Here is a 15,322-nt window from a genome sequence, read left to right on the forward strand (position 1 = left end):
GTATCAAATTCCCGGATTTTTTATTTATCGAATACAAATCCCCTTAAGGTCAGGGGCGGAGGCTTTTACTTCAACCCCCTTTCTTTGCCCCTAAGCCTCTTTTTGTATCCGTACATGAGCAGGCTACCGGCAATCATTGCCGCGCCTGCGGATGTAAGAAGTTGTGTACCGGATCCACCGGTGTTGGGCAGCGGTTTACCTGCCTCATTTTTAATAGTAAGCGTTACACGTCTTCCATTAATTCCAACTGATACATACCTATCAGAATCAAATTCACCTGGTTTTCCATTACCATCCAGAATTTCAACAGTAGTATCCTTGCCATTGAATGTAATCTTGAAGATCACATTGTCCTGCAGATATCCGGCAGGCGGTGTTTTCTCCTTCAGGTAATAAACTTTTCCGTTTTGAACTCGTCCAATATCTATATGACCTGCATTCTCTCCGGAACCGCTCGTCGTATATTCTCTAAGCGGATCTTTCGTCAGGTCATCATAGATTTCGAATACGGCACCATTCAGTTTTTCACTACCATCACTGGACACTTTGAATACATCCAGCAAAGCAGCATCAGTCTGAACAACAGGTTTCTGATATGGAGTAATCTCTATAACTCCGCTACCGGGATTTGTTGCAAGCCATTGTGTTTCGGATTCTTTATATGGATTCTTATATCGGTAATTCAGAGCAGAACTTTCATTTGAGAAGAATCCTCCGCGGTTGCTCGAAGTTGTGTTGCCAGATGGCCGGTAATCACTGTTGGAATCTCCAGATTCGTTGTATGTCATCTGCTGATTATCAAACTTCTCATACGCTTCGGCAGTTGTTTCTACATTGAAACTGAGTTCATATCTGTAGGCAGGATCCATGGACCAGTCCGGATTGAATTTCAGCTGAATTGTCTTGGATTTCAGATCAACAAACACGCCACCAGTACTGCCAAACACCTGAGCATTTGTCCAGTTTTTGACATTCACATTCGTGCCAATCGTATCCCTGTTCTCAAAGCTGAAATTCGAAGTTTCATTCGGTAATGCCTGTTTCGGACTTACTTCACTCTTATTCAGGGAAGGTGTCTGATAGATGATGACTGGTTCAGGTGCTGCAGCTCCTGTTGGAATTGCCTTGACAATGATAGTTGTGTTTACTAAATCGAAATTGACATTTTGAGAAAGTGTATCCTGAATCACCAAATTGTCACAGCGTGGGCCAATGCACATCAGATATAGCTGTTCCTGCAGAGAAGTTACATCTGTTGCGCTGCCACAAAATCCATCTTTAGAGGGCAAATCTGGGACATCTATTGTTTTCCCTTCATAAGTAAATTTTCCTACTCCATTTGGATTTTTGGCCAAGAATACGGTCGGAGTTGTATCGTAAGCAATTGTACTTAATGTAAATTGCCTAGTTGAATCTGCATATAATGCATTGATCTGGCTTACGACTCCCTTTGCATCAACCATATTGGTCTCATTGCTACCACCGATTTCATACCTATTGCCATCATTATGTACAGTAGGTACGCCGTCACTTAGGAAGATTACATATGTGGAATAACCTCTTGGCGTCTGATCAATGACGCCTGAAAGCTTTAAAAGTGCATCCTCATAGTTCGTGCCTCCCAAGTCCCCACTCTGAAGCGATGTACCATTCAACTTGTTCTTAACACTGCTAAAATCCTTATATACGGTATTATCTATAGTTGCAAGAGACGCAAAAGTAATCAATCGAACCTGGTTCATAGAATTCAACTTGTAGAAATCCTGTAAAACACCAGTATTACCAACCAAAGTATTTTTAAGATTCGACCAGCGAGACGTACTTGTGTTACCCAGATTTTCATTCATACTCGCTGAAGTATCCAGAACCAGAATCAAATTGACAGGGTTCTCATCTGCAATTGGTCCGGCATCCAGATACAAGCGGTACGAATCAGAAAGGTTCTTATCTGATCCATATCCCGCATCAGGATTCACGACAGAATCTCCCAGATAATCAATCATTTTCGAATGCGGGATTTCCTTTTCCGCCATGGGAATGGTTCCGGAACCAAATGATCCTGAAGCAACCTTGGTGTTTGTAATGGTGTACTGGATATCCAGTTTCTCCTGCGCAACCACTTCATATATGTGAGCTCTATGTTGAGAGGAATCCGCCCTAAAACTTGAAGTATACCACAAATGATCAGAACCGTAGTCAATATAATAGTTCTCAGACCTAAGCCCATCATCATTAACAATGAATGACGATCTGTTATTAGGAGTACTCGTAAGTCTCAAAACACCATAATTAATCCTTAAATAATAGTTGTTATTACTCAACGCGAAGCCCCCATTATGGCTGGCAGCCGTCCACAGGATCGAGTCAGTAAGCAAACCATCATAAGTATTTGTTGAATAGCTGCTGCCATTTCTTCCCAGGGCCCTGTTTTGGTCATCGTTGAGAATCACGTACTGCTTGCCCGCTTCCAGCTGAGATGCAGGTTGTGATTTAACTGTTCGGAAATTATCATCTACAACTTCCTGCCGCTGGTAGGAAGCGAGATACCCATCAAGGGTTTCTGTAACGTAGAACTTTGTATAGTCCGCAGTCTGATCCGGGTATTTCTCTTTGAACTTAGTCAGAAGTTCGCTGTAACTGATTTCCCGTTTCCAGGTTCTTGATCCGGAATCATAGCTGATCTCGGTTTCCATGATGACCGGATTGGGATCTACCATACCCTCCAGCAGGTCCGGCTGATAGGTTTCAGGATTGTAGTCTCCATAGCGGATTTGGACAGGAACAGAAGTAACTTCACTTTCAAGAGGCTGCTTCGTCCATTTCTTTTCAATGATGAATGAGTTCGGCGTCACATCTGTTTCCGCAGCTGCGTTAATTCCATCCGTCTCTTCATTGGCCGTCTTCAGAACCACATCTCCTGAATAGATAGTTTCTGTACCATCTGAAGCTGTTTCTTCTGAACCAGTCATCACTTCTTCCAGTTTCTGAACAGGAACAAGAGGTTTCAGCTTGTAGGCCGCTCCCTCAGTGTTTCCACCGCCTGTATAAGAATCTGTGCTTACCTCCTGTGTAATCCCTACACGCCAGTGGTGAGTCAGATTGTCGTCTGTAACCAGAATCGTCAGTTTATCGGAAGTTTCACCCTCCAGATCTTTCCAGGCTTCAGAATCTGCGTTTTCTGTATCGTTGTACTGCCACTGATAATGCAGGATTTCACCATCCTCGAATCCCTGAGGAACAGCCGTCAATGTGATTTCGTCACCAGTCTGTACTTTATTGTCAGCGCCCTCGATGGAAACCGTTTTTGTCTGTTGGTCAGATTCGGAATCCTCAGGATTGTCCTCTCCGGAACCATCACCTGGAGTCTCAGTGTCTGCACCATTCTCGGATGGTGCTTTTTCTGAGATCTGCAGAGAACCGATCAGCTGTGCAGCAGAGCGGTCAATTACCTTTACAGATTTTTCGACATCTCCCGCATATATTTTTGCTTTCTTTGATGCTTCATCATAACTTTCCAGGATACCGGACTTTCTCTTGCCTTCATCATCCTGATAGAACACCACATCCCCGGCCTTCGCCTCTTTGGCATCCTTGACCAGATCTTCGGACCGGGCAGCGATCCATTCATCGGCATTTGACTTCCAGCCGGCTTTCGCATTGGCATACTTCAGAACCCAGCCGGTGAAGGCATTGTTCCAGTCACCATATCGGTCACCAGCCCATTCCCCGTACCTGGTAAAGCCGTCTTCCGTGCCGTCATCGTTGACCCGGAAGTTCTTGTCCGATTCCTTGTATCCCTTCTGGCTTTCCGCCACCTGCAAAACTCGTTCCCGGACATCTTCTTTCAGATCAGCCGGAACCGTCTTTTTCCAGTCCTCTTCCGTTTCCACGGCTTCCGGATCGGATTCGCATTGTCTGGAATGGGTGTGTTCCTCTTTCCCACACATCGGTTCGCTGCTCTTTTTGCAGTCGTCGGTATGGATATGTCCCTCCGTGCCTTCCGACTCATTCTTATCGCAGATCAGAACCTGTTCTGTCAGGTAACAGGTCTCATCATGCACATGGAGTTCGCTTTCTTCCTGTCCGCAGATCAGTGTCTGCATTTCCTGGTAACAGGATTCGTCATGGACATGACCTTCCGTACTGTCAGATTCTTCCTGACCGCAAAGATATTCCCCGCTTCTGTAACACTCTTCTATATGCGTGTGCTCTTCCTTGCCGCAGTGTGTCTCGCTGGAAAGCGTCACGGCTGGCAGGATCAGCGCATAGGTCGTGCAGAACACGACGACCGCTGCCAGAGCACCCACCAGTTTTTTCCGTATATGGCGGTGTCTCTTCATCATCAAATTTCCTTTCTACAAAGTCCCTGCCGCATCAAGAGGCCAGAGCCGCCAGACCAGCTTGCCGACAATCTGTTCTTCGGCAATGGGCCCGATGGCCTTGGTTCTGGAGTCCAGGGAAACGCTCCGGTGGTCCCCCATCACAAACCACCGGTCTTCCGGCACCTGGTAGGGGTAGTCGATGTTCGTTTCACCCAGTGCTTTTTCCTCCAGATACGGTTCCTCCAGTTCCTTGCCGTTGACGTACACAGTGCCGTCGTCCGCAAGATCCACCCAGTCTCCCGGTCCGGCGATGACGCGCTTGACGAGGAGCTTGTTGTTGTAATAGAAGGCAATGACATCCCCCGGCTGGAATTCTGTGGTTTTCACCGTGGCGACAATGTTGCCTTCGCTGAGGGTGGGTGTCATGGAGTTTCCGTAGATGCGCAGGACCGGGAGCCACAGGGTTGCGGCGAGAATCGCCAGTGCGGCGACGACCACGAGCACCGCAACGGTGCTTTTGAGTGTGTCCCGGAACTTTTTCTGGTACAAAATCCGTTTCTTTTCTTTCTTCCAGTCCGCCGAGTCAAACTGATCGGCCGATGGCATCTCTTTCTTATGGCTGCTCATGGAGCGGCCCTTTCTGTCTGTTGTCTGATCTCGTTGAGGTAATCCTCGGCTGCCTGCTGGGCGGCTTCGAACACGCCGTTGAGCTGCAGGGCGGCCTGCGCGATGTTCCCGGCTTTCCGGCACTCGATGCGCCGGCTTTCGAGCTCGTCGCTGAGTTTCTGCACGAGTGTCTTCAGCCGTTCGTTTTCTTCTGTACTTTCAATGAGAAGATCCACGAGCTGAAGACGGGACAGCTTTTTCAATTCCTTTTCTTTCATGCAAAACTTTCTAAGAAGCTCAGGCTTCGTCCAGCTGCCGGCTCCATCGCAGAAACGTCGTATGAGAGACATTGAGCGATTCCCCGGCTTCCCGGCTGTTGAGCTTGCCGCTGCAGTAGTCTTCGTAGACTTCCGCGAAGCGTTCAGGGAGTTCGATCCGCCGTCGGCCAGGGCCGCTTCCGTTCTTATCACGGATCACCGTGCGGTGTTTCGGGTTGCGGAACCGCTTCTGCGAATAACACACATACTGCAGGACTTCGCCGAAGAGCTCCGGCTGGCTGTGGGCCGCGGGACAGTCCAGGATCCAGATGTGGACCTCTTTGTCCTGCAGCTTCTGCCATTTTTCGCATACCTGCGTGAGGTTGTAGCCCAGATCTGCCAGGGACGGGATGTGAAGACTGTCATTCGGCTGGATCACGGACAGAAGACGGTCGAATTCCGGGAAATCCGTGTCTCCACGGGTGTCGGTAAAGACTGAATGCTTGAGATCCCGCGGGTATTTGTCAGATTCCGCCACGAGCATGTAACTGTATTCCAAACCCTTCCCTCCTTGTCTGCTGAAAAAGTCCGCCAAAGTATACTTTGGAAAACATCACTATGTTCAATAACTTTCTCAACTAAATGAATTTTAGCATGGGAAACTAATGACTGGATACAAATTCTGTAATGTTGCAACGCATTTCCTTACAAGTCCGCGAAAGTATACTTTTAAAGACAAGTTCCGAACTGTTTCCAAACAGATTCCGGCACAATGTCCCAAAATCGATTCCAGATAAGACAAAACAGGCCGTCATGCCCCGGATTTTTCATCGGGACTTGACGGCTTTTGTGTATTTTCGGGCAGATCCGGCCAGAGCTTGATGCAGACTCCGGCTGCAGGTTGCTTTGACTTCCCGGAATCCTGTCTAAACCTCCCGGTTTCCGTCCCCTGTCAGCCACCATCGGCCTCACATTCCCCAACGCCAAAAGGAGAGCAGCCCCATGCGGACTGCTCTCCCTTTGTTTTATTCATTCACTTTTGCAGCTGTCCTTTGACAGCAGGACTGTCATTCAGTCCGGGATTTGTCCGTCTATTTCCGTTTCCGGGAAACCGGCTTTCTCCGTCTGCGTCCGGCAATGCCCAGACCTGCAACACCTGTCGCAGCCCCTGCTGCCAGCAGTGTCCAGGTCAGGATACCGGTGTTTGTCGCAGTGGGAGCGCTGGCTCCAGGATGCGGCTTTCCATTGGTGGATGTGGTCGGAACCTTGTTGGGATCCTTCTTCACTTCCACTTCATTGGACGGAGTTTCGTGTTCCGGTCCCGACGGATCGTTCTGGTATGTCAGCTTGGCAACGTTCTTCCAGCTGCCGGCTGCATTGTCCATGGGCAGCTTCGCCTGGAACTTCAGGGTCACACTCTCGCCTGGTTCCAGTGTCTCCACGTACCATGTCAGTTTGCCGTTGTCATACACCGCATTGTGACTGGCGGACCCATTGACATATGTCAGGCCTTTCGGAACAACATCTGTCACGGTAATGCCCTCGGCAGTTGTCTTACCGACATTGCGGACAGTGAGCGCATAGGTCACCACATCACCGGCTTTGCCCTTGAGGACTTCGCTGGTAAGTGTGCCATTGTTCAGTGCCTGTGTCTTGTCGATGAGCAGTTTCGGTCCTTCCTCAGGCCATTCAATGATGTCCACGGGGTTGGAAGGCTCTTCCTTCGGATCCTCGCCATCCTCATTGTCCGGGTTGTTGGGATAGAACGTGTAGGCAATGTTGCGCCACATGCCCTGTTCCTCCGGCACATTGACTTTGAAGGAAACGGTCCGTTTTTCGCCTTTGGCCAGGTTGCCCAGCTTCCAGGTGATGACACCATTCTTCACGGTTCCCTTGTCGGAAATGGAACCATCCACCAGAGTCAGGCCTTCGGGCACCGTATCCGTGACTTTGACGTCTCTGGCTTCGGCGTTGCCGTCGTTGGTGACAGAAACGTAATACGTCACGATGTCCCCGCCGTTGACTTCCATGAGGTCTTTGGTCAGGTCGCCGTCAGCCTTCTGCTGTTCCTTTTCGATCACCAGATGCGGAACGTCGGCTTTGGATTCCACTTCGTTGGACGGAATGGGATCTTCCGGATCTTCTCTGTTGGAATAAGTTGTGCTGGCTGCGTTGATCCAGGTCGTGGCTTCGGTGACTTTCGGCGCAGTGACTTTGAACGTCACGCTCTTCGATGCCCCGGCACTGAGGGTGCCCAGACTCCAGGTGATGACACCGTCTTTGACAGTACCACCGTCGGAAATGGAGTTTTCCACCAGTTCCAGTCCTTCCGGTACAGGGTCTTGGACAACGACATCTTTTGCAGCAGCCTTGCCGTTGTTGGAAACAGTCAGGCTGTAGGTAATGGTATCACCGGCATCCACCAGAATGGGGGTTGCAGGTGCTTCATCGTTTTTCTGCTGAGATTTTTCAATCACAAGAGCCGGCACATCACCTTCGATCTCGACAATGTTCGAATCAACCGGTGTCTTTGGATCTTTGGGATCCGTCGGGTTGTCCGGGTTGTTGTCATACACTGCCGATGCGCCGTTTTTCCATGTGGTTGCCACAGTGATGGGATCCAGCTTTACCTGGAAGGAAACAGTCTTCGCATTCGCCTGTCCAGGTTCGATGTTGCCCACGTTCCACTCAATGACGCCGTTGCGTTCTTTGCCGCCATCCGAGATGGAGTCCTTTACCAGCGTTGTGCCGTCAGGGATTTCATCGGTAATGATGACATTTTCCGCTGTGAATTCGCCTTCATTGACAGCCCGCAGTGTATAGGTCACGATTTCCTCTTCACCCAGAGATGTCAGCGGCGTCTTTACCGGCTGTCCGTCTTCAAAGTTCTGGAACTTCTCCAGACGGAGTTTCGGTGCTTTCGCCTCGACTTCCACTTTGTTGGATTCCTGCGGTTTGTCCGGTCCATCCGGGTTGTTGGAGTAGTTGACTGTTGCGACGTTGAGCCACCTGGTCAGTTCCTTGACATAGGGAACCCGAACCTGGAAGGTCACTTCGCGGCTCTCGCCTGCAGGTATTGTGCCCAGATTCCAGACGATGGTTCCGTCAGCATACAGGTTTCCGCCCTGAATGGATTCAGGTATCACAATAAGCGGAGTTTCCGGTGTGCCTGTGGGAACTTTGTCTTTCAGGACAACGTCTTTTGCCTCCACTTTGCTCGTGTTGGCCACAGTCAGTTTGTACGTGACGATATCCTTGTCACGGGCATGGAGAATTTCCTGCGTGAACTGTTCGTCATCGTTGAGCTTCTGGTCCTTTTGGATGGTCAGAGCCGGCACGTCGGTTTCTACGGTGACTTTGTTGGAGGGTTCTTCCGGTGTTTCCTTGCCTGGGTCCTTCGGATCCTCGTGTTTCACCGTTGCCTGGTTGGTCCAGGAATTCCATTTCGAAGCCGTCGGGATCTTCACGGAGAAGTGTACCCAGGCAGAAGCGCCAGGAGCCAGTTCCGGAATCTTCCAGGTCACTGTCTGATTTCCCTTGTCGAACGTACCGCCATCGTAAGCCTGCACAAATTCGAGCGAGAGCTTTTCTTCCTGGCTGGTCGGAATCTTGTCAGATACGATTACGTTTTTCGCAGCACCCGTACCATGGTTGGTGACTTTCAGTTCATAGACCACGAGACTTCCCTGTTCGGACATGACGGGATCCTTGGAATCCGAGAATCCGCCGACACCTGCAGCCCCCGGTTTGTTCACCGACTGTGCCTTGTAAATCTTCACATCCGGCAGAACAGGAGTTTCCTCGACAGTCACGTCGTTGGAAGTGATTTCTTCGTCAGGATCTTTCGGGTTATTGGAGTATTTCGCTGCCGCAATGTTGGTCCAGTGTGTATCCACAGTCACTGCCGGAACACGTACGGTCCAGCTCACGGTCACAGCTTTGTTCACGCCAATGTCCCCAACGTTCCAGGTCAGCAGATTCTTCGATGCATCAAAGGAAGCTGTTCCTTTGTCAATCAGGGTCAGTTCGGCTGCAGCATCACCGACAGGTGCAGGCACCACATCGGTGATCACCACGTCTCTGGCTGCAGCGGTTGCATCGCCGGGAACGGATGCTGTCAGGTAGTAGGTGACAGAATCGCCCGCATTGACCGGCTGTGCCTCTTTCACATCCGTGATGGGACCGCCGTTGATGCTCATGGACTTGTGGAGATTTAGAGCCGGGGTTCCGTTGAATACGTTGGTGAAGGTGAATCCATCTGAAGAGAGGTTTCCGTCGTTGTCCTTATATTCAACCTTCGTGACTTTCACACCGGTTACCTGGTTGTTGGTCACCACATTTTCCACTGTGATGGTGATGGTCCATACCTTGTCAGAATAGTCGATTTCCGAATCGGTCTTGTCGATTTCAGTGACTTCATAAACATAGGTTCCGGCTCTGGTGAATTCAATCTTGCCAAAGTCGATCACGCCTGTTTCGGAGCTGTATACCTTATTGCCTTTTTCGGGCATTGGGATATCCTCGAGTGCCAGATTGATCTTTTTGGAAACAATCCGTGGAAGGGCAATTTCCTGAACAGTGGTTTCCCCAGCCTGTTCTTCTGCTGCAGGCTCCGAATCTTCGTCCGTATCGGCTGCCGGATCAGAAGCGGCCGGTTCCTGTTCAGCATCAAAATCTGCCGGTTCAGTTTCCTCTTCCTCTGCCTTCGGTGTCGAGACAACCGGTGTATCTTCTACTTCTGCGGATATCGGCGCAATCTGGAACTCGAAGCTGTTCAGCAAATGACCAATATCAATACTCTCGTTCATGCCATCAGTACCTGTCAGGGCCTTGTAGCCGAGGATCAGACTAGTGTCAGTGCTCATCTTCACGTTTGTGAAGGAGGCAGTCATATTCTCGCCTGGGCTGGCAGTTCCTTCGCTTAACAGAGCTTCAACGTTGAACCAGCCTTCTTCCTGTTTTTCAGCAATGCTGTACTTCGTACCTATGGGCAGTCCATAGATATAAGCAGTCTGTCCATGGGAGAGTTCAATGGTGCCCTCGCCTTTGGTAATGACAGTCTGATCACCCTCCACTACGCGATCGTCCTCATCGCGAATCACGGTTCTGAATGATCCAGCCAGAGCATTGTTGTCTTTATCTTTCAAAGACAGATTAAAAGTAAACTTCTTCGCATAATCATCTTTGGTGAGCTCCACATCTGTACCAGGCACAATCGTCTTGGTCAGGCGCAGTCCGGCATCGTTGGTGAAGACAGTGGAAGCATTGTTTCCCACTGCGTCTTCCACAGAAAGCAGGCCTGTGGCCGAATCGGCTTTCACCGTCAGGTTGAAGACGACTTTATGATCATCGCAGTTGATCTTGTCGTCCGCACCAGGCACTTCGGAAACGGTGACTTTGTAGTTTCCAGGCTTGGTGAAGCGGATCGGATCAAATGTAATTTTCCCGGTTTCATCACTGGTAGCTTCGTCACTGCCTGTGAGAGAGGCATTGGCTGCCGGGTCAAGTTTCATCTGGAATGTATAGCCGGCAGGACTGCCTCCCAGGGTTTCCTTCGTGACAGACGGTGCCCATTCCACGGAGGTGTTCCAGATGTTGGTGATGTCCAGTGCTGTGACATCTTCGGGATTTGCCCTGTCATAGGAAACAGCCGCCTGCAGAGTCCGGTCTTCGGCTTCCGTCACCACCACGCTCACCGTGTGTTCCTTCGTGTCGTAAGTGATCTCCGGATCGTTGCCTTTGATTTCGCGGACGATGTAGTCCTGGGAATCCTCGCTCAGGAATTCGATGGGCTCAAAGGAACCTGTCACGGTGGACTGTCCTTCAATGCCCCTGAGCATCAGCGTCTGCAGGACTGTGGAGCTTCCTTTTTTCAGAAGTTCGAAGGCGAAGACTTCGCCCTCCCGCATGGGACGGCCATCCAGTGTCTTGCGGACGTTGATGACAGCCTGCGCGCGCTGGTAGATGTTGGTGAAGACAAGGCTGTTGTCAGCCGCGTCGGCTCCACCCATCACGGAGACGGAATCCAGCACCGCTGTCAGTTGGTCGACGCCATTGACGGCTGCCTTGGAGACTTTGATCTTCGCAAGGTACTGCTTTTCATCTGTCAGCAGACCGCCGACAGTTCCGCCCTCTTCCTGAATCACGTATTCGTAGAATTTGGTTGCATCGCCCTGACCAAGATCTTCCCTTGTATAAGAGATCGGTCCAAAGCTGCCATCATAGGGGCTCTGTCGACCATCATTGGTGATGGTCACTGTTGTTTCCTTCGGCATCGGTGCATTCGGGTTGGTGGCAGCAGCCTCGATGGTGAAAGTATACTCATCACCGGTGTTGCCGTTGGTCACACTTCCCTCACCCTGTACATTCTTGGTGAAGTTGATGGAGGCCTCGGCTTCCAGCTTTACCTTGTTGGTGAATGACACAGTATTTCCTTCAGTTTCCACCGGGTTTCCGGCATCATCTGTTATCCCGTTGGACCAGGTTACGACAGCTTCCAGATCCTGTGTCAGGTTGCCATCTTCATCCGTTGCATTCTGCACAACGACCTTCACCTGATACTTCGTATCATCATATTCCAGGCCGTTCTGTACAGTACCTCTTCCGACTTCGGTCACGTTGAAGAGGTATTCTCCAATTTCGCTGCGGGTGAAGTGCATCGGTGCAAATTCTGCAGTGGCAGTCGTTTCACCTTCCTTGACAGTAGCCTGTGCAAGCAGCGGACTGTTGTCTTTCAAGTAGGCGATTGCCGCGTTATTGGCGCCTTCCAGCTGGAATGTGAAGGTTTCACCGCCTGCTGCGGCCTTCCGTCCGTCAATGGTCTTTTCCGCCACGATCCGTGCTGTCGCGTTGGGTGCGTAGACGTTGGTGTAGTTGACGGTGACGTTCGGACGGTTGGTTTCTGTAATGGGACCATTCGCATCCACTGTACCCTGAACCATTCCGGCAGCCAGTGTAGTGGTGTTGTTTACACCACCAGTCACTGTGATGTCAGAGGGCAGGTAGTTCCCGTTGGAGATTTCTGTCACTGTGTATTTGCTCTTCAGCGGAATGTTGTAGAGCGTTACTGTGTCATACTGATTCTTTTCATCATTCCAGTGCAGCGTGACTTCGAACTCGCCATCTGCATTCGGAGCAATGTCCTGTTCCTGCAGACCGTTGCGCAGCACACTCAGGCTGTTGACAACAGAGCCTTCCGTTGCCTCCAGCTTCACACGGAACGAGAAGTCTTCCGTGGTGGTGTGTCCGCCAGCCGGATCGATTTCCTTATTCAGTGTCAGCATGCCAATGTCTGTGGCATTCACGAACTTGACGTAGTTTTCTTGCTGCGTAGAACCGGACACGGTGTTTCCTTCCTGGAAGTCTTTCTGAATGTTGGTATTTCCATCCTTATCCACCTGTCCGCTGACAAATGTCGTGGACTCGGAGGAATCAAGCTTGATTTCTTCCACACGGTAGAGAGAACCTTCGGGGAGGCCCTTCACGGTGAAGCGCTGCCCGTCAGCCAGTTCAAATGAGCCCCCATCGGCAATATAACCGGAATCCACTGTCTGATCTGTGTCTATATCCTTGATTGTATAGGCATATATATTGACCAGATTCTTTTTGGCTTCATCAAAGGTAGCAGGTCGAGTAGATGTCTGACCATCTTCTCCCGTCACAGAAATCTCTTCACCCTGCTTCAGGTTCAGAAGGAAGGAGTACTTTTCAGGCTGTGCATCGCCACTCTCTGCTGGCGGAACCTGCGTCTTTACTTCCTTGTCAACATTCAGGTCTGCTTTGAAATCCAGTTCATCATACGTACTGGGTTCAAACGGAACTGTCAGACGCATAAAGCAGGATGATCCGGAGGCACCACGCTCTGTATAGAACACAGACAGGCGATAGTGCTGTACCAGAGCCTTTTTCTCCGCTTCAGACATATTCTTGTCTGGATAAGGAATTGGCTCACCGTTATTTACGTATGGCCACAGGTTTGTGTACATACCTACAGACGAATGAACTCCACCGACATCTGCAATCTTTTTCGTATCTGTAAGAGTTTCGTTTCCCTGGTCATCCGTTGTTACTTTGGAAAGGAAGACAAACATATCGTCATCACCGTAGAAGTAGTAACGAAGAGGACCGGAATAGCCAGGATCCAGATAGAAGTCTGTGGTAAAACTCATGCCGAAGTAGGAGTTGTGATCCAGGGCACTGTCTGCTATGGGCAGAGTTCCTTTTCCCTGATTCGCTGCTGTGGAGCTTCTGTTGAAATACCGGTTTTGCGGGTCTGCAGCTCCATAGGTGCCTGCAGTCTTCCCGGCGCCAAATTTCAGGTCGTGTCCATCTGTTCCATAGGAATCAGCCGCATCCATAGGCCAGAAATCATTGGACCAGATCACCTTGGTATTGCAGTCCAGGTCCCGGAATGACGACAAGTTGCTTGCGGAAGACACCTCGGAATATGCGCCTGAAGTTCCCTTTTTGGTTACATCCTCCAGAATATAGGTTCCACCAGATCTGTTGAACCGGAGACCAAACTCTCCCTTAATATAGTTGGTTTTTCCCTTGACCTCTTTTGTAGCGTCAGTGGTGAACAGATTGGGAGCAGAAACACCGGTGTTCCACTTCGGCGTTCCATCATCCTTCAAACCAGTTGCAAGATCGAACACGGAGCCCAGAGCATTCACACTGCCATTGGTCTTATTGATGTTGTTGACAACACCTCCCGTCGTGAGCGTTTCATTTGCCAGTCCTGATCCTGTGTTTGAGTTGCCAAATGCAAGCTTTGCACCTGTCCCCGTATAGTTGCTGGGGGAGTTTATCCCCTGCTGATAGGTATTTCCATAGGTGATATAACCTGCATCCTGATTGTCTTTCTGACTGGAAGTGGGCAGTGGTGTGTTGGAAACAACTGGAGAATTCTGTATTCCGTCCGGATTATTTGGGTCTTTCTTTTCACTCAGATAAATGTATCCATCCGTAATGTCATAATCGAAGAAATTGACATCATTCTTGTCATAGGTGGAACTGGTCGGATCGAACAGCAGCCGGATGGTCGTGCCTTCTTTCACATAAATCACCCAATGATCGCCCATCCGAACAGGGTTGGTTTGGTCCACAACAATTTTCTGTCCATCTATTGTTTCTGAATAGTTGGGATTATTGGTGAAAACCACAGGATTTTTCTTGTTGATATCACCTGTAATTTCCGCCATATGAAAATCGGTTCCTTCTACATCTTTCTGTTGTTCTTCTGTCAAACCATAACCAACAAGAACTGCTTTCAGTTCGTAGTTGTCATTGTTGTCAAGGCGGTTCATGTAATCCAGATATGGTTTCTCATGGTAGGTGACTGTTTCATCTTGAAAAAGCATCTTTTTCGTATCATGAACAGCCATCTGGCCATCTTTCAGAATCAGACCATACTCCGGTGCACCCTGACCATTGGTTACCACACCTCTGGCCTCTTTGTTGTAAATCTGAAGCAGAACTCCGGATTCGACTTCATAATCTACGCCTTCTTTCAGTTTCCCATCAGTATACTCCTGCTTGAATGTATTCCAGTTAAAACTATCACTGTAGTCCGGAGTATTTCTTAATGGATATACCACTGTACCCTGACTGGTTTTGGGATCCGGCTTTACTGTTATCAAGCCCATAGATACCGCACTGAAATTCAGATAATGCTGTATCGTGATTTCCGGATTGGCAATCGTATCCCGCGGCGGAGTCTGTTCCGCAGTGGGAAGATCCTCAGGATTCTGATTGTCCGCGAAGACATTCAACCCGGTCTGTGTCCAGACCATCATGCCGGCCAGAAGAATGGATAGAACCTTGTGGGCCAGCCCATTCAATTGTCTCTTCATAGTTTTTCCTTTCTTTTTCCTTTTGCAGACCTGCCCCTTCCCAGATCTGCTTTGTTCTGCCGAACACAAAAACTGCCTGTTCCCCTTGCCCCTGCGTGGTTCATATCCGGTACCCGGACAGGATCCGGCTTTCGAATCCCTCATTTCCGCACGGTGCCTGCAGGCAGCGCCTTTTGTTTCGGTAAAACGCTTTGTAAAACATACCCGGTTTCCCGGATTCGAGCCGGGCTTTCCAAACCGGCTCTCTTTTCCCCTTTTCTCAAACGATCCGAACCTTTTCCAGGGT

Annotated in this window: 5 protein-coding genes; all 5 read right to left on the minus strand. The window is 49.7% G+C overall.

The features are described from left to right. Positions 1-65: 65 nt before the first annotated feature. Entirely contained in the window at positions 66-4,343 is a 4,278-nt protein-coding gene (locus aalo17_RS11780) for a DUF7604 domain-containing protein (RefSeq protein ID WP_067559801.1), read from the minus strand. Positions 4,344-4,355: 12 nt separating this feature from the next. Beyond that, entirely contained in the window at positions 4,356-4,949 is a 594-nt protein-coding gene (gene lepB / locus aalo17_RS11785; RefSeq protein ID WP_067559802.1) for a signal peptidase I, read from the minus strand. Then, positions 4,946-5,206 carry a hypothetical protein gene (locus tag aalo17_RS11790; RefSeq protein WP_067559803.1) on the minus strand — a complete coding sequence of 87 codons (261 nt, stop codon included), beginning with the start codon at positions 5,204-5,206 and terminating at the stop codon, positions 4,946-4,948. Before aalo17_RS11790 ends, lepB begins: the two co-directional genes overlap by 4 nt. 19 nt (positions 5,207-5,225) lie before the next feature. Continuing rightward, a complete protein-coding gene (locus tag aalo17_RS11795; protein ID WP_145907724.1) occupies positions 5,226-5,744 on the minus strand; it encodes a recombinase family protein in 519 nt (172 codons plus the stop codon). 532 nt (positions 5,745-6,276) lie between these two features. Next, positions 6,277-15,036 (minus strand): Spy0128 family protein, encoded by an 8,760-nt coding sequence (locus tag aalo17_RS11800; protein WP_067559806.1) that lies wholly within the window; start codon positions 15,034-15,036, stop codon positions 6,277-6,279. Between the last annotated feature and the right edge of the window lie 286 nt (positions 15,037-15,322).

This window comes from Faecalibaculum rodentium, from assembly GCF_001564455.1.
Lineage (GTDB): Bacteria > Bacillota_I > Bacilli_A > Erysipelotrichales > Erysipelotrichaceae > Faecalibaculum > Faecalibaculum rodentium.